17 protein-coding genes, 3 rRNA genes and 1 riboswitch are annotated in these 25,059 nt (G+C 67.4%); of the genes, 15 read left to right on the plus strand and 5 right to left on the minus strand.

Features of this window, described 5'->3' with window-relative positions; all coding sequences use genetic code 11:
* Window positions 1-4 precede the first annotated feature (4 nt).
* Entirely contained in the window at window positions 5-454 is a 450-nt protein-coding gene (locus tag GR130_RS14230) for a PTS sugar transporter subunit IIA (RefSeq protein ID WP_159505073.1), read from the minus strand.
* 584 nt (window positions 455-1,038) lie between these two features.
* Here GR130_RS14230 and GR130_RS14235 point away from each other — a divergent pair.
* The 13 genes from GR130_RS14235 (at window position 1,039) to GR130_RS14295 (ending at window position 16,417) form a co-directional block, all read left to right on the plus strand.
* Window positions 1,039-2,567, plus strand: a 16S ribosomal RNA gene (locus GR130_RS14235).
* A gap of 300 nt (window positions 2,568-2,867) precedes the next feature.
* Window positions 2,868-5,990, plus strand: a 23S ribosomal RNA gene (locus GR130_RS14240).
* 77 nt (window positions 5,991-6,067) lie between these two features.
* A 5S ribosomal RNA gene (rrf, locus tag GR130_RS14245) occupies window positions 6,068-6,184 on the plus strand.
* The 16S, 23S and 5S rRNA genes sit together here, the layout of an rRNA operon.
* Before the next feature lie 145 nt (window positions 6,185-6,329).
* Window positions 6,330-6,938, plus strand: a complete 609-nt coding sequence (locus tag GR130_RS14250; RefSeq protein WP_159505074.1) for a CDP-alcohol phosphatidyltransferase family protein — start codon at window positions 6,330-6,332, stop codon at window positions 6,936-6,938.
* A gap of 115 nt (window positions 6,939-7,053) precedes the next feature.
* Entirely contained in the window at window positions 7,054-9,549 is a 2,496-nt protein-coding gene (locus GR130_RS14255; protein ID WP_159505075.1) for a mannose-1-phosphate guanyltransferase, read from the plus strand.
* Window positions 9,550-9,633: 84 nt separating this feature from the next.
* Entirely contained in the window at window positions 9,634-10,557 is a 924-nt protein-coding gene (locus GR130_RS14260; RefSeq protein ID WP_159505076.1) for a DUF881 domain-containing protein, read from the plus strand.
* Window positions 10,554-10,886: a small basic family protein gene (locus GR130_RS14265; protein ID WP_003984969.1), complete on the plus strand. Its 333-nt coding sequence runs from the start codon at window positions 10,554-10,556 to the stop codon at window positions 10,884-10,886. Before GR130_RS14260 ends, GR130_RS14265 begins: the two co-directional genes overlap by 4 nt.
* Window positions 10,887-10,891: 5 nt before the next feature.
* On the plus strand, window positions 10,892-11,869 hold the full coding sequence (locus GR130_RS14270; RefSeq protein WP_159505077.1) for a DUF881 domain-containing protein: 978 nt from the start codon (window positions 10,892-10,894) through the stop codon (window positions 11,867-11,869).
* Between the two features lie 130 nt (window positions 11,870-11,999).
* On the plus strand, window positions 12,000-12,836 hold the full coding sequence (locus GR130_RS14275; RefSeq protein WP_159505078.1) for an FHA domain-containing protein: 837 nt from the start codon (window positions 12,000-12,002) through the stop codon (window positions 12,834-12,836).
* A gap of 16 nt (window positions 12,837-12,852) precedes the next feature.
* Entirely contained in the window at window positions 12,853-13,599 is a 747-nt protein-coding gene (ftsR, locus tag GR130_RS14280; protein WP_159505079.1) for a transcriptional regulator FtsR, read from the plus strand.
* A gap of 53 nt (window positions 13,600-13,652) precedes the next feature.
* Entirely contained in the window at window positions 13,653-14,126 is a 474-nt protein-coding gene (locus GR130_RS14285; RefSeq protein WP_043263312.1) for a bifunctional nuclease family protein, read from the plus strand.
* A gap of 185 nt (window positions 14,127-14,311) precedes the next feature.
* Entirely contained in the window at window positions 14,312-14,917 is a 606-nt protein-coding gene (locus tag GR130_RS14290) for a MerR family transcriptional regulator (protein ID WP_159505080.1), read from the plus strand.
* Window positions 14,918-14,983: 66 nt separating this feature from the next.
* Entirely contained in the window at window positions 14,984-16,417 is a 1,434-nt protein-coding gene (locus GR130_RS14295) for a DNA polymerase IV (protein WP_159505081.1), read from the plus strand.
* Here GR130_RS14295 and GR130_RS14300 read toward each other — a convergent pair.
* Complete coding sequence (locus tag GR130_RS14300) at window positions 16,327-16,722, minus strand: PRC-barrel domain-containing protein (protein WP_201305173.1); 396 nt, start codon at window positions 16,720-16,722, stop codon at window positions 16,327-16,329. The genes GR130_RS14295 and GR130_RS14300 overlap by 91 nt on opposite strands.
* Before the next feature lie 102 nt (window positions 16,723-16,824).
* A riboswitch (glycine riboswitch) is annotated at window positions 16,825-16,922 on the plus strand.
* Window positions 16,923-17,111: 189 nt separating this feature from the next.
* Between GR130_RS14300 and gcvP the strand changes: the two genes are divergently transcribed.
* Window positions 17,112-19,997: an aminomethyl-transferring glycine dehydrogenase gene (gcvP, locus tag GR130_RS14305; RefSeq protein ID WP_159505082.1), complete on the plus strand. Its 2,886-nt coding sequence runs from the start codon at window positions 17,112-17,114 to the stop codon at window positions 19,995-19,997.
* Window positions 19,998-20,077: 80 nt separating this feature from the next.
* Here gcvP and GR130_RS14310 read toward each other — a convergent pair whose 3' ends face one another.
* Both GR130_RS14310 and GR130_RS14315 read right to left on the minus strand, forming a co-directional pair.
* Window positions 20,078-20,284 (minus strand): DUF5999 family protein, encoded by a 207-nt coding sequence (locus tag GR130_RS14310; RefSeq protein WP_328707593.1) that lies wholly within the window; start codon window positions 20,282-20,284, stop codon window positions 20,078-20,080.
* Window positions 20,285-20,609: 325 nt separating this feature from the next.
* A complete protein-coding gene (locus GR130_RS14315) occupies window positions 20,610-21,206 on the minus strand; it encodes a hypothetical protein (RefSeq protein ID WP_159505084.1) in 597 nt (198 codons plus the stop codon).
* 564 nt (window positions 21,207-21,770) lie between these two features.
* On the opposite strand from GR130_RS14315, the gene GR130_RS14320 reads away from it, so the two are divergent.
* On the plus strand, window positions 21,771-23,321 hold the full coding sequence (locus GR130_RS14320; protein ID WP_159505085.1) for a glutamate-cysteine ligase family protein: 1,551 nt from the start codon (window positions 21,771-21,773) through the stop codon (window positions 23,319-23,321).
* Between the two features lie 154 nt (window positions 23,322-23,475).
* On the opposite strand, the gene GR130_RS14325 is transcribed toward GR130_RS14320, so the two are convergent.
* Window positions 23,476-24,972 carry a substrate-binding and VWA domain-containing protein gene (locus GR130_RS14325; RefSeq protein ID WP_159505086.1) on the minus strand — a complete coding sequence of 499 codons (1,497 nt, stop codon included), beginning with the start codon at window positions 24,970-24,972 and terminating at the stop codon, window positions 23,476-23,478.
* Window positions 24,973-25,059: the final 87 nt, after the last annotated feature.

Genomic DNA, 25,059 nt, shown 5'->3' on the forward strand with positions numbered 1-25,059 from the left:
CTGCCTACTGCCAGGAGAAGAGCGAGTCGCCCGCCTTGACGTCGCCGTCCTCGCGGACATCACCGAGCGAGTCGGCGGTGGCCTCCAGCGCGACGACCGGGCACACCGGCGACTTGCCGGCCGCCTCGACCGCGGCCGGGTCCCAGCGCACGACGGCCTGGCCCCGCGACACGGTGTCGCCCTTGTTCACCAGCAGCTCGAAACCCTCGCCGTTGAGCTGAACGGTGTCGATACCAAGGTGCGTCAGGACACCGTGTCCTTCGCCGTCGACAACGACGAACGCATGGGGGTGAAGCGAAACAACGACGCCGTCCACGGGCGAAACCGCCTCCGACGGCTCACGAACGGGGTCGATGGCGGTACCGGGACCCACCATCGCTCCGGAGAACACCGGGTCCGGCACTGCCGAGAGTCCGATGGCGCGTCCTTCAAGAGGGGACGTCACGGTGGTCATGGGAAGCCTCCCGGGGGTGAAGATTCATCAGGCCGCCGTCACTGCCTGTCCTGGACGGCGCACCGTTCAGAAGCGTAAGTCATAGGAACTGACGGTTCCGCACGAGAGACACCGGTTGGCGCCCCGCGTCCTCGCCGAATCGATTTGCCTCGCCCACACCGCCCCTGTACTGTCTGAGATCTGCCCCGGACAACCAGGAAGCCCGCAACGGCTGACGGTTGGGTGGGCGGCACTCCTCAGAGTCATGATCCTGATTCTCGAATCATGCGCTTCTGCATGCCTGCAGAAAAGCGGTGGTCCGAAAGCCGGAAAAGCCCTGATAGAGTGTGAAACACCGAAGGGAAGCGCCCGGCGGAAACCCGAAAGGGAATCCAAAGGAAGCGTCCGTTCCTTGAGAACTCAACAGCGTGCCAAAAGTCAACGCCAGATATGTTGATACCCCGTCTCCATCATGGAGATGAGGTTCCTTTGAAAGTCCTTCCAAGTTTTTGGGAGGCGCACACAGCGAGGACGCTGTGAACGACTGGGACTATTCCTCCTGGTTGTTCCGCTCAACGCGAGTGTCACCGGATTACCGGTAAACATTCACGGAGAGTTTGATCCTGGCTCAGGACGAACGCTGGCGGCGTGCTTAACACATGCAAGTCGAACGATGAACCGGTTTCGGCCGGGGATTAGTGGCGAACGGGTGAGTAACACGTGGGCAATCTGCCCTTCACTCTGGGACAAGCCCTGGAAACGGGGTCTAATACCGGATATGACACACGGAGGCATCTCCTGTGTGTGGAAAGCTCCGGCGGTGAAGGATGAGCCCGCGGCCTATCAGCTTGTTGGTGGGGTGATGGCCTACCAAGGCGACGACGGGTAGCCGGCCTGAGAGGGCGACCGGCCACACTGGGACTGAGACACGGCCCAGACTCCTACGGGAGGCAGCAGTGGGGAATATTGCACAATGGGCGAAAGCCTGATGCAGCGACGCCGCGTGAGGGATGACGGCCTTCGGGTTGTAAACCTCTTTCAGCAGGGAAGAAGCGAGAGTGACGGTACCTGCAGAAGAAGCGCCGGCTAACTACGTGCCAGCAGCCGCGGTAATACGTAGGGCGCAAGCGTTGTCCGGAATTATTGGGCGTAAAGAGCTCGTAGGCGGCTTGTCGCGTCGGATGTGAAAGCCCGGGGCTTAACCCCGGGTCTGCATTCGATACGGGCAGGCTAGAGTTCGGTAGGGGAGATCGGAATTCCTGGTGTAGCGGTGAAATGCGCAGATATCAGGAGGAACACCGGTGGCGAAGGCGGATCTCTGGGCCGATACTGACGCTGAGGAGCGAAAGCGTGGGGAGCGAACAGGATTAGATACCCTGGTAGTCCACGCCGTAAACGTTGGGAACTAGGTGTGGGCGACATTCCACGTCGTCCGTGCCGCAGCTAACGCATTAAGTTCCCCGCCTGGGGAGTACGGCCGCAAGGCTAAAACTCAAAGGAATTGACGGGGGCCCGCACAAGCAGCGGAGCATGTGGCTTAATTCGACGCAACGCGAAGAACCTTACCAAGGCTTGACATACGCCGGAAAACCGTGGAGACACGGTCCCCCTTGTGGTCGGTGTACAGGTGGTGCATGGCTGTCGTCAGCTCGTGTCGTGAGATGTTGGGTTAAGTCCCGCAACGAGCGCAACCCTTGTTCTGTGTTGCCAGCATGCCTTTCGGGGTGATGGGGACTCACAGGAGACTGCCGGGGTCAACTCGGAGGAAGGTGGGGACGACGTCAAGTCATCATGCCCCTTATGTCTTGGGCTGCACACGTGCTACAATGGCCGGTACAATGAGCTGCGATACCGCGAGGTGGAGCGAATCTCAAAAAGCCGGTCTCAGTTCGGATTGGGGTCTGCAACTCGACCCCATGAAGTCGGAGTTGCTAGTAATCGCAGATCAGCATTGCTGCGGTGAATACGTTCCCGGGCCTTGTACACACCGCCCGTCACGTCACGAAAGTCGGTAACACCCGAAGCCGGTGGCCCAACCCCTTGTGGGAGGGAATCGTCGAAGGTGGGACTGGCGATTGGGACGAAGTCGTAACAAGGTAGCCGTACCGGAAGGTGCGGCTGGATCACCTCCTTTCTAAGGAGCACTTCTTACCGGGCTTCGGCTTGGTCAGAGGCCAGTACATCAGCGAGTGTCTGATGCTGGTTGCTCATGGGTGGAACGTTGACTATTCGGCACGGTCGGTTGGGATCATTAGTACTGCTTCGGCGTGGAACGTGGGTCTTAACTGGTCGGGTCGGGCGCGCTGTTGGGTGTCTGAGGGTGCGAGCGTTGCTCGCCCTTCGCGATGCCGGCCCCAGTGAACTCAGCCTTCGGGTTGGGGTGGTGGGTGGCTGGTCGTTGCTTGAGAACTGCACAGTGGACGCGAGCATCTGTGGCCAAGTTTTTAAGGGCGCACGGTGGATGCCTTGGCACCAGGAACCGATGAAGGACGTGGGAGGCCGCGATAGGCCCCGGGGAGCTGTCAACCGAGCTTTGATCCGGGGGTGTCCGAATGGGGAAACCCGGCAGTCGTCATGGGCTGTCACCCGCTGCTGAACACATAGGCAGTGTGGAGGGAACGCGGGGAAGTGAAACATCTCAGTACCCGCAGGAAGAGAAAACAACCGTGATTCCGGGAGTAGTGGCGAGCGAAACTGGATGAGGCCAAACCAGTCACGTGTGATACCCGGCAGGGGTTGCGTGGTTGGGGTTGTGGGAGTTCTCTTGATCGGTCTGCCGGCCGGTCGGCGAGTCAGAAACCGTTGATGTAGGCGAAGGGCATGCGAAAGGCCCGGCGTAGAGGGTAAGACCCCCGTAGCTGAAACATTGACGGCTTGCTTGAGAATCACCCAAGTAGCACGGGGCCCGAGAAATCCCGTGTGAATCTGGCGGGACCACCCGTTAAGCCTAAATATTCCCTGGTGACCGATAGCGGATAGTACCGTGAGGGAATGGTGAAAAGTACCGCGGGAGCGGAGTGAAATAGTACCTGAAACCGTGTGCCTACAAGCCGTGGGAGCGTCGCGCAGAGATTTTGTCTTTGCGTCGTGACTGCGTGCCTTTTGAAGAATGAGCCTGCGAGTTTGCGGTATGTTGCGAGGTTAACCCGTGTGGGGAAGCCGTAGCGAAAGCGAGTCCGAATAGGGCGGTTGAGTAGCATGCTCAAGACCCGAAGCGGAGTGATCTAGCCATGGGCAGGTTGAAGCGGAGGTAAGACTTCGTGGAGGACCGAACCCACCAGGGTTGAAAACCTGGGGGATGACCTGTGGTTAGGGGTGAAAGGCCAATCAAACTCCGTGATAGCTGGTTCTCCCCGAAATGCATTTAGGTGCAGCGTCGTGTGTTTCTTGCCGGAGGTAGAGCACTGGATAGGCGATGGGCCCTACCGGGTTACTGACCTTAGCCAAACTCCGAATGCCGGTAAGTGAGAGCGCGGCAGTGAGACTGTGGGGGATAAGCTCCATGGTCGAGAGGGAAACAGCCCAGAGCATCGACTAAGGCCCCTAAGCGTGTGCTAAGTGGGAAAGGATGTGGAGTCGCAGAGACAACCAGGAGGTTGGCTTAGAAGCAGCCATCCTTGAAAGAGTGCGTAATAGCTCACTGGTCAAGTGATTCCGCGCCGACAATGTAGCGGGGCTCAAGCACACCGCCGAAGTCATGTCATTGCAGCATGAGGGCTAACGCCTGCTGTGATGGGTAGGGGAGCGTCGTGTGCCGGGTGAAGCAGCCGCGGAAGCGAGTTGTGGACGGTTCACGAGTGAGAATGCAGGCATGAGTAGCGATACAAGAGTGGGAAACTCTTGCGCCGATTGACTAAGGGTTCCTGGGTCAAGCTGATCTGCCCAGGGTAAGTCGGGACCTAAGGCGAGGCCGACAGGCGTAGTCGATGGACAACCGGTTGATATTCCGGTACCCGCTTTGAAGCGCCCAATACTGAATCAGGCGATGCTAAGTCCGTGAAGCCGCCCTGGATCCTTCGGGTGAAGGGGAGTGGTGGAGCCGACGGACCAGACTTGTAGTAGGTAAGCGATGGGGTGACGCAGGAAGGTAGTCCAGCCCGGGCGGTGGTTGTCCCGGGGTAAGGGTGTAGCCCGAGAGATAGGCAAATCCGTCTCTCATATAAGGGTGAGACCTGATGCCGAGCCGATTGTGGTGAAGTGGATGATCCTATGCTGTCGAGAAAAGCCTCTAGCGAGCTTCATGGCGGCCCGTACCCTAAACCGACTCAGGTGGTCAGGTAGAGAATACCGAGGCGTTCGGGTGAACTATGGTTAAGGAACTCGGCAAAATGCCCCCGTAACTTCGGGAGAAGGGGGGCCATTTCCGGTGATGACACTTACTGTCTGAGCTGGGGGTGGCCGCAGAGACCAGCGAGAAGCGACTGTTTACTAAAAACACAGGTCCGTGCGAAGCCGTAAGGCGATGTATACGGACTGACGCCTGCCCGGTGCTGGAACGTTAAGGGGACCGGTTAGTCAATCTTCGGGTTGGCGAAGCTGAGAACTTAAGCGCCAGTAAACGGCGGTGGTAACTATAACCATCCTAAGGTAGCGAAATTCCTTGTCGGGTAAGTTCCGACCTGCACGAATGGCGTAACGACTTCTCGACTGTCTCAACCATAGGCCCGGTGAAATTGCATTACGAGTAAAGATGCTCGTTTCGCGCAGCAGGACGGAAAGACCCCGGGACCTTTACTATAGCTTGATATTGGTGTTCGGTTCGGCTTGTGTAGGATAGGTGGGAGACTTTGAAGCGCCAACGCCAGTTGGTGTGGAGTCGTTGTTGAAATACCACTCTGGTCGTGCTGGATGTCTAACCTGGGTCCGTGATCCGGATCAGGGACAGTGTCTGGTGGGTAGTTTAACTGGGGCGGTTGCCTCCTAAAGGGTAACGGAGGCGCCCAAAGGTTCCCTCAGCCTGGTTGGCAATCAGGTGTTGAGTGTAAGTGCACAAGGGAGCTTGACTGTGAGACTGACGGGTCGAGCAGGTACGAAAGTAGGGACTAGTGATCCGGCGGTGGCTTGTGGAAGCGCCGTCGCTCAACGGATAAAAGGTACCCCGGGGATAACAGGCTGATCTTCCCCAAGAGTCCATATCGACGGGATGGTTTGGCACCTCGATGTCGGCTCGTCGCATCCTGGGGCTGGAGTCGGTCCCAAGGGTTGGGCTGTTCGCCCATTAAAGCGGTACGCGAGCTGGGTTTAGAACGTCGTGAGACAGTTCGGTCCCTATCCGCTGTGCGCGTAGGAGTCTTGAGAAGGGCTGTCCCTAGTACGAGAGGACCGGGACGGACGAACCTCTGGTGTGCCAGTTGTCCTGCCAAGGGCATGGCTGGTTGGCTACGTTCGGAAAGGATAACCGCTGAAAGCATCTAAGCGGGAAGCCTGCTTCGAGATGAGGGCTCCCTCCCACTTGATGGGGTAAGGCTCCCAGTAGACGACTGGGTTGATAGGCCAGATATGGAAGCATCGTAAGGTGTGGAGTTGACTGGTACTAATAGGCCGAGGGCTTGTCCTCAGTTGCTCGCGTCCACTGTGTAGGTTCTGAAGTAACGAACTCGCCTTGTCGGCTGGAGTTTGTTTTCTTCATAGTGTTTCGGTGGTTATTGCGTTAGGGAAACGCCCGGTTACATTTCGAACCCGGAAGCTAAGCCTTTCAGCGCCGATGGTACTGCAGGGGGGACCCTGTGGGAGAGTAGGACGCCGCCGAACAATTTTTGAGAAAGCCTCGTCGGGAACTTCGGTTCCCGACGAGGCTTTTTTGCGTTCCAGCACGTGGGACCCGGGGCGCGGTGGGGCCGGCGGGGCAGGTAAAGTCGGGGGCATCATTGGCACATTTCCCACAGGAGGCTTCCGCGTGGAGGTCCAGGAGACGCGGGTCCAGACAGATCGTGTCCTCACCATCCCGAATATTCTGAGCATGGCGCGCCTGGTCGGCGTGCCTGTGTTCCTGTGGTTGATCCTCTGGCCGGAATTCGGTGGTCCGAAGGCTGACGGCTGGGCGCTGCTGGTCCTTGCGCTGAGCGGTGTCAGCGACTATCTGGACGGCAAGCTCGCCCGGCGCTGGAACCAGATCAGCAGCCTGGGGCGGATCCTCGACCCGGCCGCCGACCGTCTCTACATCCTCTCCACCCTCGTCGGTCTGACGTGGCGTGAGATCCTGCCGGTCTGGCTCACCGCGGCGCTGCTGGCCCGGGAACTGATGCTGCTGATCGCGGTCGGATTCCTCGGTCGCCACGGCTATGGGCCTCCCCAGGTGAACTTCCTGGGCAAAGCGGCTACGTTCAACTTGATGTACGCCTTCCCGTTGCTGCTACTGAGCGATGGAAGTGGCTGGCTTCACACACTCGCTGCTATTTTCGGATGGGCGTTCGCAGGGTGGGGTACGGCGCTGTACTGGTGGGCAGGGATCCTCTACGTGGTCCAGGTCCGCCGGATCATCAGGGCGGACGCCACAGCCGACTGAGCTCGCCCAACCGGCAGAACGTGCCGAGGTCCAGGGCCCGTGCGGAAAACAGTGGGCGAACCGGACAAGTGAAGTCGGCAAGAACCGTCGTCTCTTAGAGGAGGACGCTTCCGACATGAAGGCCGTTGTGATGGCCGGCGGCGAGGGCACACGCCTTCGCCCCATGACGTCCAGCATGCCCAAGCCGCTGCTTCCCGTGGTCAACAGGCCGATCATGGAACACGTACTGCGGTTGCTGAAGAGGCACGGTCTCAGTGAGACCGTCGTGACCGTGCAATTCCTGGCTTCGCTCGTTCGCAACTATTTCGGGGACGGGGAAGAGCTCGGTATGGAGCTCACCTATGCCAATGAGGAAAAGCCACTCGGCACGGCCGGCAGCGTGAAGAACGCAGAGGAGGCGCTCAAGGACGACGCCTTCCTCGTCATCTCCGGTGATGCGCTGACCGACTTCGATCTGACCGACCTCATTCGGTTCCACAAGGAAAAGGGTGCCCTCGTCACCGTCTGCCTCACGAGGGTCCCCAACCCCCTGGAATTCGGCATCACCATCGTGGACGAGGCCGGCCGGGTCGAGCGATTCCTGGAAAAGCCGACCTGGGGCCAGGTCTTCTCGGACACCGTCAACACCGGCATCTACGTCATGGAGCCGGAGGTCTTCGATTATTTTGAGCCCGATGTTCCGGTGGACTGGTCCGGGGATGTCTTCCCGCAGCTCATGAAGGAAGGCAAGCCGATCTACGGCTATGTCGCCGAGGGCTACTGGGAGGACGTCGGCACACATGAGAGCTATGTGAAGGCGCAGGCCGACGTCCTCGAAGGCAAGGTCGATGTGGAGATCGACGGCTTCGAGATCTCGCCGGGTGTGTGGGTGGCAGAAGGCGCCGAGGTGCATCCGGACGCGGTACTGCGCGGACCGTTGTACATCGGCGATTACGCCAAGGTCGAAGCGGATGTGGAGATCCGCGAGCACACCGTCGTCGGGTCCAACGTCGTCGTCAAGAGTGGTGCGTTCCTCCATCGGGCGGTGGTGCACGACAACGTCTACGTCGGTCAGCACAGCAATCTGCGCGGCTGTGTGATCGGGAAGAACACCGACATCATGCGGGCCGCGCGGATCGAGGACGGCGCGGTCATCGGCGATGAATGCCTGATCGGTGAAGAGTCCATCGTCCAGGGCAATGTGCGGGTCTATCCGTTCAAGACCATCGAGGCCGGTGCGTTCGTCAACACCTCGGTGATCTGGGAATCCCGGGGCCAGGCGCATCTGTTCGGAGCACGCGGGGTGTCCGGCATCATCAACGTCGAGATCACCCCGGAACTCGCCGTGCGGCTCGCGGGGGCGTATGCCACCACGCTCAAGAAAGGCTCCACGGTCACCACCGCCCGGGACCATTCCCGCGGCGCGCGGGCACTGAAGCGTGCGGTGATCTCCGCGCTGCAGGCGAGCGCCATCGAGGTACGCGACCTGGAGAACGTCCCGCTGCCCGTCGCCCGGCAGCAGACCGCGCGGGGCAGCGCCGGCGGCATCATGGTCCGCACCACGCCCGGCGTGCCGGACTCCGTCGACATCATGTTCTTCGACGAGCGGGGCGCGGATCTCTCGCAGGCCGGGCAGCGCAAGCTCGACCGCGTCTATGCGCGTCAGGAGTACCGGCGGGCGTTCCCCGGGGAGATCGGCGATCTGCACTTCCCGGCCAGCGTCTTCGACTCCTATACGGGAGCCATGCTGCGGGCCGTGGACACCACGGGCATCAGCGACTCCGGGCTGAAGGTCGTCGTCGATGCCTCGAACGGCAGTGCCGGACTGGTGCTGCCCAGCCTGCTGGGGCGCCTCGGCGTCGACTCGCTGACCATCAACCCCGGTCTCGACGAGTCCCGGCCGACGGAGACCGCCGACGCCCGGCGCTCCGGGCTCGTCCGGCTCGGCGAGATCGTGGCCTCGGCGCGGGCCGCGTTCGGGGTGCGCTTCGACCCGGTGGGCGAGCGGCTGTCCCTGGTGGACGAGCGCGGGCGGATCATCGAGGACGACCGTGCGCTGCTGGTGATGCTGGACCTGGTCGCCGCGGAGCGGCGCAGCGGGCGGGTGGCGCTGCCGGTGACCACGACCCGGATCGCCGAGCAGGTGGCGGCGTACCACGGGACCCAGGTGGAGTGGACGACGACCTCACCGGACGACCTGACGCGGGTCGGACGGATGGACGGCACGATCTTCGGCGGGGACGGTCTCGGCGGCTTCCTGATCCCGGAGTTCAGCAGCGTCTTCGACGGCGCGGCGGCGTTCGTCCGGCTGATCGGCCTGGTGGCCCGTACGCAGCTCACGCTCAGCCAGATCGACGCGCGGATCCCGCGGGCGCACGTCCAGCGTCGCGATCTGGCGACGCCGTGGGCGGTCAAGGGGCTGGTCATGCGGCATGTCGTGGAGGCGGCCGGCGACCGGGACGTGGACACCACCGACGGTGTGCGGGTCGTGGAGGCCGACGGGCGGTGGGTGCTGGTGCTGCCCGACCCGGCCGAGGCGGTCACGCATCTGTGGGCGGAAGGGCCGGACGACGCCTCGGCGCAGCAGTTGCTGGACGAGTGGTCGGCCGTGGTGGACAGCGCGGGTCGCTGACCCGATCCCACCGGCGTGCCGTTGCTCCGGCACGCCGGTGGGGCCATTGGGAGACCGCGCCGCCGACATGCGACGATGTGCGGCATGTCGCAGCAGCGCCCCGATCGGAGCAACACCCGGAGACCGGCCGCGCGTCCCGATGCGTCCATGTCGCTGCTGACCAACGTGATGGATCACAGCCTCGACGACGGATACGCGGAGGCCGCCGCGCGCAGGTCCGAGGCCGGCGTGCGCGGTCTGCCGCGCACGCTGCGGGCGAAGTTGGGCCTGGCAGCCGGGCTGGTTTTGGCGGCACTGGTGGTGACGGTGGGGGCGGCGCAGGCGCGGGTGTCGGCGCCGACCCTCGCCAAGGAGCGCGAGGAGCTGATCCACCGCATCCAGAAGGGCACCGCCGAGGCCGACACACAGCAGCAGCGGGTCGACGCGACGCGGGACGCCGTCGACCGGATGCAGCGTGAGGCGCTGAAGAAGCACGGTGGTGACAAGGCTGAACTGCTGGCGCTGCTGGCGGGTTCGACGCAGGTCACCGGGCCGGGGGTGAAGCTCGTCGTGGACGATGCCAAGGGCGCGGAGAGCAGTGCCGGCGGGCCGCGCGAGAGCAGCGACTTCTCGGACACCGGGCGGGTGCGGGACCGCGATCTGCAGCGGGTCGTCAACGGGCTCTGGCAGTCGGGTGCGGAGGCCATCGCTGTCAATGGGCAGCGGCTTACGTCACTCTCGGCGATCAGGGCCGCGGGAGACGCCATACTGGTCGACAACAAGCCACTGGTGCCGCCGTATACGGTGCTGGCGGTGGGGGACGGGCAGCGGCTCAGCACCGCGTTCCAGGAGAGTGCCGACGGCCAGTATCTGCATGTGCTGCAGGAGAACTACGGCGTACGCACCAAGATTTCCGCCGAGAGCCAGGTCACGCTGCCGCCCGCGCCCAGTTTGACCGTACGTACAGCTAAGCCGCAGGCCGGTGCCGCGAAGGCGGACGGCGCCGACACAGGGAAGGGCACATCGTGATCGCCGTACTGGGCCTCATCGTGGGAGTCGTGGTCGGACTCGTGGTTCGACCTGTGGTGCCGACGGTGGTCGAGCCCTACTTGCCGATCGCCGTCGTGGCAGCGCTGGACGCCGTGTTCGGCGGTCTGCGCGCGATGCTGGACGGCATCTTCGACGACAAGGTCTTCGTCGTCTCCTTCCTGTCCAACGTGGTGGTCGCGGCGCTGATCGTCTTCCTCGGCGACAAGCTGGGCGTCGGTGCCCAACTCTCCACCGGTGTCGTGGTCGTGCTGGGTATCCGGATCTTCTCCAACGCCGCCGCGATCCGCCGGCACGTCTTCAGGGCGTGAGGCGGATGGGTACGGAGGAGACGCCGGAGCCGGAGAAGAAGTCCGAGCCGTATCCCGAGCGCAAGGCCGGTCCGGAGCGCGGTCCCGCCGACCGGCGCCCGATGCCGCCGGAGAGCCCCCGCACGCCCACGGGGGAGGCGGGTGCGGGTGCCGAACACCGGGGCTCCGACGAGGAATCGGACGAGGCGGGGCAGAGTGGCGCCAAACGGGCGGATGAGGGCGCCTCTGGCGCCGCGGCGGACGAGGGGAATCCGTCGGAGCCGCTGACCGGCCGGCAGCGTCTCGTGGCCGGTCTGTGGCCGCCGCGGCTGACCCGGGCTCAACTGATCGTTGCGTTGCTCCTGTTCATTCTGGGTCTCGGCCTCGCGATTCAGGTACGTTCCACGAGTGACAGCAGTGCGCTGCGGGGCGCGCGCCAAGAGGATTTGGTACGCATCCTGGACGAACTGGACAACCGCTCCCAGCGGTTGACGGATGAGCAGCGGCGCCTGGAAGGGCAGAAGACCGAACTGGAGAACAGTTCGGACCAGGCCGAGGAGGCCCGTAAGCAGACCGTGGAGAAGGAAGCGCAGCTGGGCGTGCTGGCCGGGACCGTCGCGACGCAGGGCCCCGGCATCAACCTGACCATCGACGATCCGCACCACTCCGTGGAGGCGGACAAGCTGCTCGACACCATCCAGGAGCTGCGGGCGGCCGGAGCCGAGGCCATCCAGGTCAATGGCGTGCGGGTCGTCGCGAACACCTACTTCTCGGACCTCCGGGGCGGGGTGGAGGTCGACGGAAAGCGCGTCACGCAGCCGTACCGATTCAAGGTCATCGGAAAGCCGGAGGACCTGGAGCCGGCGCTGAACATCCCTGGCGGAGTGGTCCAGACACTGGAAAAGGAGCAGGCCAAGGTGTCTGTGACCCGTGAGGAGAAGATCGTTGTGGACGCCTTGCGGGAGGCGAAGCGGCCTGACTACGCTCGGTCGTCATCGCAGTGAGGCATCTACGTATGGTGATGGCCCGGGGAGGGCATGACGTAGCGGGGGGTCGACGCACCGTGCGTGTGGTGTGTGAGGGAAACTGTCTGAAGGCCACGGACGTTCACAGGATGTCCGGATCGGCCGGTGTGTGCATCGAGGGTTCGTCCTGCCCCACGGGCGGGTCTGTTTCGTACAAGGGGAATCGCCCGTGAAGTTGTTTGCAAAGCTGTTCGGCAAGAGCGCCCGCCAGGAGGGTGGCAGCGGCTCCGCGCGGCATCGCGCGACGCGCCAGCCCGAGGAGAGCGGCGCGGCCGAGGACCGTCCGCTCTTCCGTGACGAGGTCGGCGGTCCGTCCGGGGGGCACGGCGCGGGTTCTGTTGACCCCTCCGGGTCCGGCCGCATAGGTTCCCAGGAACCATCAACCTCACGCACGGGTGGAGGGTTGGCCTTGCCGGTTTGTACGAGGTGTGGGCACCGGAACGCCGAGGCGAGCCGGTTCTGCTCCAACTGCGGTGCGCCGCTGCGTCCGGGCGCACAGCCCGAGCGCGCCTCCGAGACGACCTCGACGATCTCCATCTCGGGGATCGAGGCGTACGACGCGGAGGCGACGGGGCAGAATCTGACGCCGTCGCTGTCCCCTGAGGCGCAGGCGGCCGTCGACGCCCTTCCGCTGGGTTCGGCGCTGCTGGTCGTCCGCCGGGGGCCGAACTCCGGCAGCCGCTTCCTGCTGGACGGCGAGCTGACGACGGCGGGCCGGCATCCGCAGGGCGACATCTTCCTCGACGACGTGACGGTCTCCCGCAGCCACGTGGAGTTCCGCCGCGGCCCGGACGGCCGCTTCACGGTCACCGACGTGGGCAGCCTGAACGGCACCTACGTCAACCGTGAGCGGATCGACTCGGTCGTCCTCGCCAACGGCGACGAGGTGCAGATCGGCAAGTACCGCCTGGTCTTCTACGCGAGCCAGCGGGGCGTCGGTATCTGACCGCCAGGGAAGGCATATGCGCCATACACCGGCAGGCGGTGCCGGTTCCGCCGGCACCGCCTCCTCGGACCGCAAGCCGATGAGCATCGGCACGGTGCTCAACGCGCTGCGCGAGGAGTTCCCCGAGGTCACGATCTCCAAGATCCGCTTCTTGGAGGCCGAGGGGCTCGTCGAGCCGAAGCGCACGCCTTCCGGGTACCGCAAATTCACGGCGGCCGACGTCGAGCGCCTGGCGAACGTGCTGCGCATGCAGCGGGACCACTATCTGCCGCTCAAGGTCATCCGGGAGCATCTGGATGCCCTGGAGCGGGGCGAGCAGGTGCCGCTCCCGGCTCCGGCGCCGTCCCGGGACCTGGCCGAGGGCGTGTCCGACCCGGACGAGGAGGGCCCGCCGGCGGCCCGGATCGGCCGGGCGGAGCTGCTGACCGCCGCCGACGTGGACGAGGCGGCGCTCGCCGACTGGGAGTCGTACGGACTCATCGTCGCGCATGAGGACGGCGGATACGACATCGAGACCGTCGCCGTCGCCAAACTGGTCGCGGAGCTGGGCCGCTTCGGTCTGGAGCCGCGGCATCTGCGTGCCGTGAAGGCGGCGGCCGAGCGCGAGGCCGGTCTGGTCGAGCAGGTCGTTGCACCCCTTCGGCGGCACCGCAACCCTCAGACCCGGGCGCATGCCGAGGCCACCGTCAGAGAGCTGGCCACGCTGTCCGTACGGCTTCACGCGGCGCTGGTGCAGAGTGCTCTGCGGGTCCGTCTGCCGTGAGCAAACGACTGCCCGACTACCCAAACCTGCCGGGCACGTCCTAGGGTTGCTGTGTGAACGAGCTCGACGTCGTGGGTGTCCGGGTGGAAATGCCTTCCAGCCAACCGATCGTGCTCCTGCGGGAGGTGGGAGGCGACCGTTACTTGCCCATTTGGATCGGGCCAGGGGAAGCCACCGCCATCGCCTTCGCCCAGCAGGGCATGGTCCCTGCCCGGCCGCTGACGCACGACCTTTTCAAGGACGTGCTCGAAGCGGTGGGCCAGGAGCTGACGCAGGTCCGCATCACGGATCTGCGCGAAGGGGTCTTCTACGCCGAGCTGGTCTTCGCCAGCGGCGTCGAGGTCAGTGCCCGGCCGTCCGATGCCATAGCGCTGGCGCTGCGCACGGGAACACCGATCTTCGGTACCGACGGTGTGCTGGACGACGCGGGGATCGCGATTCCGGACGAGCAGGAGGACGAGGTGGAGAAGTTCCGCGAGTTCCTCGACCAGATCTCGCCCGAGGACTTCGGCACCAGTAACCAGTGACTCGGCCAGCCGAACGCCTGTTTCCGGCCAACCTGCAATCCTTTCCCCGTGGCAAGTCACGAGAAACCACTCGTAGGGTGATTATCACTCGGCGTGGCGAGCGCGGCGATCGTTGACGCACCCCGGGTGACTGCATACCGTCGATAGGGCAGGTCCCGTCCGGGACGTGGAGGACGGAGGGCGGCGTGGCAATCACCGGCGACGGTACGGCGGCGGAAGGGGCGTTGCCGCTCCACTCGGGCGCGGCAGCGAACCGCGGTCCCGTACAGGCCGCCGCGATGTCGGGGGACCGCGAGCCGGAGAACATCGGCTACCGCGGACCGACCGCATGTGCGGCGGCGGGCATCACGTATCGGCAGCTCGACTACTGGGCGCGGACCGGTCTGGTGGAGCCCAGCATCCGGCCCGCGTACGGGTCCGGCACGCAGCGGCTCTACAGCTTCCGGGACGTCGTCGTCCTGAAGATCGTCAAGCGGCTGCTGGACACCGGGGTCTCGCTCCAGAACATCCGCACCGCGGTGCAGCACCTGCGTTCGCGGGGGCTGGCGGATCTGACGCGGATGACGCTGATGAGCGATGGCGCGACGGTCTACGAGTGCACCTCGCCCGATCAGGTCGTCGATCTTCTGCAGGGAGGCCAGGGGGTCTTCGGCATCGCGGTCGGCGTGGTGTGGCGGGACGTGGAGGGCGCGCTGTCACAGCTCCACGGAGAGCGTGTGGACACCGGCGAGACGCTGGTCGGGAAGAACCCGCACGACGAGCTGGCGCGGCGGCGCAACCGGGCCGGCTGACGGCGCGTACGGGGTCCCGGGCCCGGGTCGGGCCGATTGTCAGTGGTGTGCGGCAGCATCGGTGGTGTGAGACGTGCGCCGACGATCCTGCATCTGGACATGGATGCGTTCTATGCCTCCGCCGAGCAGGCGGCCAAGCCGAGCCTGCGGGGAAAGCCCGTGGTCGTCGGCGGGATCGGGCCGCGCGGGGTGGTGGCGACGGCGTCGTACGAGGCCCGGGTCTTCGGGGTGCGCTCGGCGATGCCGACGGCGCAGGCACGCCGGCTGTGCCCCAACGCCGCCTATCTCAGCCCGCGATTCACCCTGTACCGCCAGGTGAGTGAAACGGTCATGGAGCTGCTGCGGGCGCTGTCGCCGCTGGTGGAGCCGCTGAGCCTGGACGAGGCGTTCGTGGACCTGGAGGCGGGTGGGGTCGCGCCGGAGACGGCCGCGGTACGGGCGGTGGGGGCGCAGCTGCGGCGGGACATCCGGGCGGCCACGGGGCTGACGGGGTCGGTGGGGCTGGCGGGCGCCAAGATGCTCGCCAAGATCGCGTCCGAGCAGGCGAAGCCGGACGGCCTGGTGGTGATCGAGCCCGGCACGGAGCGGGAGCTGCTGGGGCCGATGCCGGTGCGCACGCTGCCGGGGGTCGGGCCGGCCACGGCCGAGGCGCTGCGCCGGGGCGGGATCCACACGGTCGCGGAGACCGCGGAGGCCGGTGAGGCGGAGCTGGTGCGGCTGCTGGGCAGGGCGCACGGCATGGGGCTGTACGCGATGGCGCTGGGGCAGGACGACCGGCCGGTGGTGGCCGAGCGGGACGCGAAGTCGGTGTCGGTCGAGGACACCTTCGAGGTCGATCTGACGGACCGGACGCGGGTGCGCAACGAGGTGCTGCGGTTGGCCGACCGGTGCGTGGAGCGGCTGCGGGCCGCCGGGCGGTCCGGGCGCACGGTGGTGATCAAGGTGCGGAACTACGACTTCTCGACGCTCACCCGGTCCGAGACGCTGCGCGGGCCCACCGACGACCCCGCGGTCGTGCGGGAGGCGGCCGTGCGGCTGCTGGAGACGGTGGACACCACCGGCGGGGTGCGGCTGCTGGGCGTGGGGGTGAGCGGGCTGGCGGACTTCACGCAGGAGGATCTCTTCGCCCAGATCGCCACGGAGCGGCAGGCGGAGGAGCACGCCGGGCCTGCCGAGTCGGAGGCGGAGGCGGCGCCGGAGCCGGGGGAGGAGCTGCCGCGGCGGTGGCATCCGGGGCTGGACGTGGTCCACGAGGAGTTCGGCGCCGGGTGGGTGCAGGGCAGCGGGGTGGGGCGGGTGACCGTACGGTTCGAGACGCCGGGGTCCGCACCCGGGCGGGTGCGGACCTTCGCCGTCGACGATCCGGCGCTGCGGCCGGGGGAGCCGCTGCCGCTGCCGGGTGACCTTGATCAGTCGTCGGCGCCGGCGATCCGCCCGAAGTCCGAGTCGCCGGCCGAGGACAGCGAGTCCGAGACCGGGGAGGAGATATCGAGGCGGTAGTGGTGGTAGAGCTGGAGTTCCTGCTCGGGGGAGAGGTGCCGGCCGACGCCGAAGTCCGGGGCATCCTTGATGAGCTTGCGGTCATAGGGAATGCGCAGGCTGTCGCCGACCATTTCGCTGGGTTCCAGGGGGACGAACGCATCGCGGCTGAAGAGGCCGGTGCGCACCGCGGCCCACTCCGGTTCACCCGTCGCATCGTCGAGGTACACCTCGTCGATGGTGCCTATCTTCGCGCCGTTCCGGTCGAACGCTTTGCGGCCGATGAGGCTCCGGGGATCGATATCGGCTTGCACGGTCCCTCCAATTGGTCGCAACTGCCTTGTGACAACTACGAAACGGCACATTTCATGCCTCGGCCACTCGAAGGATCGTTCCAGCAGTGCGCTGGTAGGCTGGCGATTGGCCGCAGAACCCATGCGGGAGAGTCCTTTGTCGTTCGCGACCAGGGCGCCGAAGGAGCAAATCCTCCCCGGAATCTCTCAGGCACACGTACCGCGTGGGTGAGGTCACTCTGGAAAGCAGGGCGGGTCACGGTCAGCCACCAAGCCGGAACCCCTCCTCACCGACGGTGAAAACCGGGCCGCATCCCGCGGACCGGTGAAGCTCTCAGGTTGAGATGACAGAGGGGGAGGCCGTCCGGGCACCAGCGCCGTGGTGCCCCTCGTAGGTCGCATTGACCAGGAGGCCCCCGCAGATGACCACCAATCGCATCTCCTTGACCGAGCTGGAGCGCGGCACCCCCTTCGAGCGCCGGCACATCGGCCCCGATGACGAGGCGCAGGCCAAGATGCTCGCGCAGGTCGGCTTCGGTTCGCTGGACGAGCTGACCGCCGCCGCCGTCCCGGACGTGATCAAGAGCGCGGAGGCGCTGGGCCTGCCGCGCGCCCGTACCGAGGCCGAGGTCCTGGAGGAGCTGCGCGGTCTGGCCGACCGCAACCAGGTCCTGTCGTCCATGATCGGACTCGGCTACTACGGCACGTTCACCCCGCCGGTGATCCTGCGCAACGTGATGGAGAACCCGTCCTGGTACACGGCGTACACGCCCTACCAGCCGGAGATCTCGCAGGGTCGGCTGGAGGCGCTGCTGAACTTCCAGACGATGGTCGCCGAGCTGACCGGACTGCCCACCTCCGGTGCCTCCCTCCTGGACGAGGGCACCGCCGCCGCCGAGGCGATGGCCCTCTCCCGCCGGGTCGGCAAGGTCAAGCAGGGCGTCTACCTGGTCGACGCCGACTGCCTGCCGCAGACCGTCGCCGTGATCCGGACCCGCGCCGAGCCGACCGGCGTCGAGGTCGTCGTGGCGGACCTGTCCGGCGGCATTCCGGCGGAGATCGCCGAGCGCGGGGTCTTCGGCCTGCTCCTGCAGTACCCGGGCGCGTCCGGCGCGGTGCGCGACCCGCGGGCCGTGATCGCGCAGGCCCACGAGCTGGGGGCGGTCGTCACCGTCGCCGCCGACCTGCTGGCCCTGACCCTGCTGGCCTCGCCGGGTGAGCTGGGCGCGGACATCGCGGTCGGTACCAGCCAGCGCTTCGGCGTTCCGATGGGCTTCGGCGGCCCGCACGCCGGCTTCATGGCCGTACGCGAGCAGTTCGCCCGCAGCCTGCCCGGCCGGCTGGTCGGGGTGTCCGTCGACGCGGACGGCAACAAGGCGTACCGGCTGGCGCTGCAGACCCGTGAGCAGCACATCCGCCGGGAGAAGGCCACCAGCAACATCTGCACCGCGCAGGTGCTGCTCGCCGTCATGGCGGGGATGTACGCGGTCTACCACGGGCCCGACGGGCTGCGGGCGATCGCCCGGCGCACCCACCGCTACGCGGCCATCCTGGCCGAGGGCCTGCGGGCCGGCGGGGTGGAGCTGGTCCACGACGCGTACTTCGACACGCTGACCGCGCGGGTTCCCGGCCGTGCCGCCGAGGTCGTCGCCGCGGCCCGTGAGGCGGGGGTCAACCTCCGCCAGGTCGACGCGGACCTGGTCGGTATCGCCTGCGACGAGACCACCGGGCGCGCCCAGCTGACCGGCGTCTGGGGCGCCTTCGGGGTGCGGGGCGACATCGAGCGGCTGGACGCGGCGGTCGTCGAGACACTGCCGGAGCCGCTGCTGCGCACCGACGACTACCTCGGCCACCCGGTTTTCCACCAGCACCGCTCCGAAACCGCCATGCTGCGCTACCTGCGGACGCTGGCCGGCAAGGACTACGCGCTGGACCGCGGCATGATCCCGCTCGGCTCCTGCACGATGAAGCTGAACGCCACGACCGAGATGGAGCCGGTCACCTGGCCCGAGTTCGGGCAGCTGCACCCCTTCGCGCCGGCCGACCAGGCGCAGGGCTACCTCACGCTCATCCAGGAGCTGGAGGAGCGGCTGGCCACGGTCACCGGCTACGACAAGGTGTCCATCCAGCCCAACGCCGGCTCGCAGGGCGAACTCGCCGGGCTGCTGGCCGTCCGCGCCTACCACCGCGCCAACGGCGACGAGCAGCGCACCGTCTGCCTGATCCCGTCCTCGGCGCACGGCACCAACGCGGCCAGCGCCGTGATGGCCGGCATGAAGGTCGTCGTCGTCAAGACCGGTGACGACGGCGAGGTCGACGCCGACGACCTGCACGCCAAGATCGAGAAGCACCGCGACGAGCTGGCCGTCCTGATGGTCACCTACCCGTCCACCCACGGCGTGTTCGAGGAGCACATCACCCAGATCTGCGCCACGGTGCACGAGGCCGGCGGTCAGGTCTACGTGGACGGCGCCAACCTCAACGCCCTGGTCGGCCTCGCCGAGCCGGGGAAGTTCGGCGGCGACGTCTCGCACCTCAACCTGCACAAGACGTTCTGCATCCCGCACGGCGGCGGTGGCCCCGGCGTCGGCCCGGTCGGCGTCCGCGCCCACCTGGCGCCGTACCTGCCCAACCACCCGCTGCAGCCCACCGCGGGCCCGGAGACCGGTGTCGGGCCGATCTCCGCCGCCCCCTGGGGCTCGGCCGGCATCCTGCCGATCTCCTGGGCGTACGTCCGGCTGATGGGCGGCGAGGGCCTCAAGCGCGCCACCCAGGTCGCGGTCCTCAGCGCCAACTACGTCGCCAAGCGCCTGGAACCGCACTACCCCGTGCTCTACACCGGGCCCGGCGGGCTGGTCGCGCACGAGTGCATCATCGACGTCCGGCCGCTGACCAAGGCGACCGGCGTGAGCATCGACGATGTCGCCAAGCGGCTCATCGACTACGGCTTCCACGCCCCGACGATGTCCTTCCCGGTGGCCGGCACACTGATGATCGAGCCGACCGAGAGCGAGGACCTGGGCGAGCTGGACCGCTTCTGCGACGCGATGATCGCCATCCGCGCGGAGATCGACAAGGTCGGCTCGGGGGAGTGGGACAAGGACGACAACCCGCTGTGCAACGCCCCGCACACCGCGGGTGCGCTGACCGGCGAGTGGAGCCACGCCTACCGCCGCGAGGAGGCCGTCTTCCCTGCCGGGGTGGACGCCGCGGACAAGTACTGGCCGCCGGTGCGCCGGATCGACGGTGCCTTCGGGGACCGCAACCTCGTCTGCTCCTGCCCCCCGCTGGACGAGTACGACGGCTGATCCACGGCAACATCAAGGGCCCTCGGCGCGATGCCGGGGGCCCTGTTGTACGTGCGTGGTACGTGTCGGGTGGCCGCGGATCAGGCGGCGGCGGTGACCCGGGCGGAGCCGAGCGGCCGGTGCGGGGCGATGACCTGGCCGTTCGGCAGCAGCTCACCGGTGTCCTCGAAGAGCAGGACGCCGTTGCAGAGCAGGCTCCAGCCCTGCTCGGGGTGGTGCGCCACCAGTTGGGCGGCCTCCCGGTCGGTGGATTCCGCTGACGGGCATGGCGGTTGATGCTGGCACATGGGAATTGTCTTTCGCTGCGGTGTGGTGAACGTCGTGCGGCTCGCTGAGGTGGTCATGGCCGCTCCCCCGTTTCCTGTCGGTCCCAGTCTTGCCCTACGGAGGTGTTTCCGCAGGGATTTCGCAGCAGCGGTACACACTCGATACTGACGCATCACCCGTGCGGGCGGTTGCTCCCAAATGAGCGCGACTCCCGGGGGGTTGGGAGTGGTATCGGCGGGCGGGCCCGCGCGGGTGGGCAGCGCGGTGCGCCCCGCGGCAGGGAAGGGCCACGGGGCGCCGGGCGGCGGTGCGGGCGTACGCGGGCGTACGAGGGGGGTGCGGCGGTCAGGCCGGCTCGCGGAGCAGCGGGGTGGGGGCGGGAGCGGGGGCGAGGCGGCGGGCGAGGCGGGGGAGCAGGTCGGCCAGGCGCTGCGGGAGGTGCGGGGCGATCCCCGGCGGGGCGGGGGCCAGCGGCACCAGGAGGTCACCGGGGGCGGGCATGCCGTCGGCGCCGTCCGCGGTGGTGTCGTGGTGCAGCCACAGGGTGAGCATGTACAGCTCCGGGACGGACAGCAGCCGCGGCTGGTACGGCGCGGCGAGCGACTCCGCCTGCTGCAGGGCTCGTTCGGTCGCGCCGACATAGGGGCCGTCGCAGAAGCGCGAGAACGTCCAGCCGTCCGCGGTGAGCCGGGCCTCGGCGGTCGCCAGGGCGCGCTCCCCGCCGCGGACCAGGAAGCGCCAGCCGGCGAGGCGGGTGCGCGGCGGGCCTGCCTGGCTGATGTCGTCCCAGACGTGCACGGGCAGCGGGTGGTCGGGGCTCAGCGGTCCCTGATGGGCGCGCAGCGCGGAGGTGGGGGCCTCGCGGATGGCGGTGGGGGAGCTGAGGGCGGTGAGGATGCTGCGCAGGGCGGGCGCAGGGGCAGGCGGGATGTGCAGCGGCATGGCGGGTCGCCTCTCGCTTCGGAGACACGGTGGAGCGGGGAAGTGCGGACGTCGCTGTCTGCGGGCGGGGTCAGAGCAGGGCTGACCGCGGCTGCGGACCGGCACGGCCGGCCGCGGTGCCGGAGTACCGGTGGGAACACCGCCACGCTGGCGCCACATCTCTGCCTCGCCAGCGAAGTTTATACGACATATGTTCTGGAAGTGTTTCGGCTACTCGCCTTGCGGATTTCCGGCAAGGCGGAATCCGGCCCCTTGCTCCGGGTGGTTTCCGCCGCTTTGTGTCGGGCCGGGGAGATGCCACCTCGTAATTTCTCGGTGATGCGGTAGGCCGGATCACGTCGGTGTTTTTTACGAGCGAATTGCGGAGGGCGCTGGCCATGGAGATATGCCCGAGGAAAATGCCCGGCGCCCGGTACTCGTCAGACTAACCGTACCGTCATGGTCGTGAGGCGTTATCGATCAGATTGCCGGGGCATCATCGACCGTAGCGCGTGCCCCGGGGTGCCGGGGGCGGCCCCAAGCAGCCCGTGGCAGCGGGTCGTTCACTCTAGAAGGGACCCTTCGATGGGGGAGAAGGTCGCCGCGGACGGGATCGACCTGGCGGACCGGGAGCGTTATCGAAGAAAGTTGCACGACTGTCTGGCGGGATTGCGCAGGATGCTGGCGGAGAAGCGGTTCGATCGACCCAGGAATCTCATGGGGCTGGAGATCGAGCTGAATCTGGCGGGCGCCGACGGGCTGCCGCGCATGCTGAACTCGCAGGTGCTGGAACGCATCGCCAGCGGCGATTTCCAGACGGAACTCGCCCAGTGCAATCTTGAGGTCAACATCACCCCGCACCGATTGTCCGGACGTGTTCTGGACCAACTCGCCGAGGAACTCCGCACGGGCCTCGGCTATGCGGAAAGAAAGGCCCGCGAGCTCGCCGCCCGCATCGTGATGATCGGCATCCTGCCGACCTTGCACGCCAGTGACCTCACCGCCTCCAGCCTCTCCGCGAACGACCGCTATGTGCTGCTCAACGAGCAGATGCGGGCGGCCCGCGGGGAGGACTTCGCCATCGACATCGAGGGTGTCGAGAGGCTGGTGTCCCGCTCGCCGTCGATCGCGCCGGAGGCGGCGTGCACCTCCGTCCAGCTGCACCTCCAGGTCACGCCCGGCCGGTTCGCCGCAGTCTGGAACGCGGCTCAGGCGATCGCCGCCGTCCAGATCGCGGTCGGCGCCAACTCGCCGTTCCTCTTCGGGCGGGAACTGTGGCGCGAGTCGAGGCCGCCGGTCTTCCAGCAGGCCACCGACACCCGGGCGCCCGAACTCCAGGCGCAGGGCGTGCGCCCCCGGACCTGGTTCGGTGAGCGCTGGGTCGAGTCCGTCGACGAACTGTTCGAGGAGAACCTCCGGTTCTTCCCGCCGCTGCTGCCGCTGTGCGGCCCGCAGGAGCCGCTACGCGTCCTCGATGAGGGCGGCGTGCCCACCCTCGCCGAACTGGTGTTGCACAACGGAACGATTTATCGATGGAATCGCCCCGTCTACGCCGTCGCCGGCGGCGTGGCGCACCTCCGCGTCGAGAACCGGGTCCTGCCGGCCGGCCCCACCGTCGCCGACGTCGTCGCCAACACCGCCTTCTACTACGGCCTGGTGCGCGCGCTGGCCGAACAGCCCCGCCCGGTGTGGACCCGGCTGCCGTTCGCCGCCGCGGCCGGCAACTTCGACGCCGCCTGCCGCCACGGCATCGACGCCGTGCTGCGCTGGCCGCGGTCCGGGCGGGCCGGCGGCATCGCCGAGATACCGGCCGTACGGCTGGTACGGCAGGAACTGCTGCCGCTGGCGGCGGCCGGGCTGGACGCCTGGGGTGTCGAACCGGCCGACCGCGACCACTACTTGGGCATCATCGAAGCCCGCTGCGTCCGCCGGGTGAACGGCGCGTCCTGGCAGGCCGCGGCCTTCCACCACGCACGGCGGCAGGGCCTGGCGCGGGAGGCCGCACTGGCCGCGATGACCCGGCGCTACAGCGAGCTGATGCACACCGGGGAGCCGGTGCACACCTGGCCGGTGGCCTGGCCGGTCGGCGAGGCCACCGTCCCGGCGCAGCGGCGGGCCGCGCCGGACGGGGTGTAGCGGGGGCCGTGCACGAGGGTGTCGGCTCACGCCGGTGCCGCGGTCGGTGCGGATCTCCGGGCCGGCCGCCGGGGAGCCGGCGGCGCCGATGCCGTCGACGGATGGGGTTCTCCCGGAGCGCGGCCCGGTGGGGAGGAGATCCGGGGCCGGGATTTCACGTCGCACGGGCCTGCCGGTACGCGGCGAGCGCGGTGGCGTACGGGCCGGTGGCGCGGGGCACGGGCGTCGGTGACCGGAAGGCGGTGGCGAGTGCGTCGCGGTGCGTGCCGCTGTTCTCGCCGCCCTCGCCGAGCCGGCCGGTGGGTGGCAGCTCCACGTAGTCCTTGGTGCCGTCCAGGCAGGCGGCGAACTTCCACCGCCGGACCTCGTCCCCGGGTGTGAAGGTGTCCAGCGCCTGTGGCCGGGAGTCCTTGGTGAGGGCCGGCCGGGACCGGCCGCCCTGGCCCGGGTCCGGGAGGGCCGTCGACACGGGGACGTCCACGGCCGTGGTGACGCGGGTGCTCTGCACCGTGGTGGTCCACATGCCCAGCAGCGCCTTGAGTTCCCCGGCCGACGGCGGGTTGGTGGTGGCGGTGGCGTACGGCTGCGGTGCGCGCCCGCCGGCCGCGCCGACCAGCTTCGGGTCGGCGCTGCCGCTGCTGGACCGGAAGCCGTGGCCGCGCAGGGTGTTCTGGCCGTCGGTGTCGTCGAGGAGCGTCAGGAAGCGGTTGGCGGCGCGGCTCTGGTCGGCGGTCAGCTCCTGGTCGTTCACGAGGGTGTACGGGTAGTCGAGCTCGGCGGCGCCGTCCTCGGGGTAGAGGAGGTCGAGGGCGGGCCCGCCGGCCGTGGTGTTGTGGGCGTACGCGGCCTGCTCGGAGAGCAGCAGAGCCTGGTTGCGGCGCGGATTGCGCTGCTCGGCGCCGGAGGCGTCGTGGGGCAGGGTGGCGAGCAGTCGGCCGTCGCCGTCCGCGACCCGCTCGTAGAGCAGTTTGGCGGTGGCGGTGGTGCGGCCGGCGGCCCTGCCGCCGTCCTTCGCCTCCTTGCGGTTGGCGGCGTCCGTACGGGCCAGCGCCAGGAGTCCGGTGGCGCTGCGGGTGGGGTCGGCGACGCCCAGGTGCAGCCCGGATCCGGAGGTCGCGGCCCGGGTCAGCGCGGTCCAGGTGTAGGTCGTGTCCGGCCAGCCCAGCGCCTTGGCGGCGGAGGGGACGGTGCCCAGCGCGATGGGGGAGGAGGCGATGGTGCCGGCGGCGGTCAGGGACGATCCGCCCTCGTCGGCGACCTGTGCCGCCCACAGGCTCGAATCGGGTATCCAGACCTGGAACTCCGGGTTGGCCGGCCGCTGGGCGAGCGAGTCGGCGACCTCGTCGGCGGGCCGGGCGCGCACCCTGACGTCCAGGCATTTGCCATCGGTGCGGGTCGCGTCGTCGCGGGCCTTCTTGGCCACCGTCTGCAGCGCCGGGGCGATGTCCGGGGAGGCGACCACGTCGACCTCCACGGAGCTGCCGCCGCACGCTCCTCCGAAGGGGAGCAGATCGGTGCGCAGCGCCACGGCGGAGCCGGCGGCGACCGCGAGGACGACGGCGGTGGCGACGGCGACGGTGCGGCGACGCCTTCGGGGGCGGGCCCCCGTGCCCGCCGGTGCGGAGTCGTCGGGCAAGCTGTGATGTCCCATTGCGGTAGCGCCTCTCCTGATACTCGGAGTCCGGAGTTCCGGATCTCCATCGGGATCAATGGGGACGTCACCGCGCCACGTGGATGG

The sequence above is a fragment of the Streptomyces sp. GS7 genome, from assembly GCF_009834125.1.
Classification (GTDB): domain Bacteria; phylum Actinomycetota; class Actinomycetes; order Streptomycetales; family Streptomycetaceae; genus Streptomyces.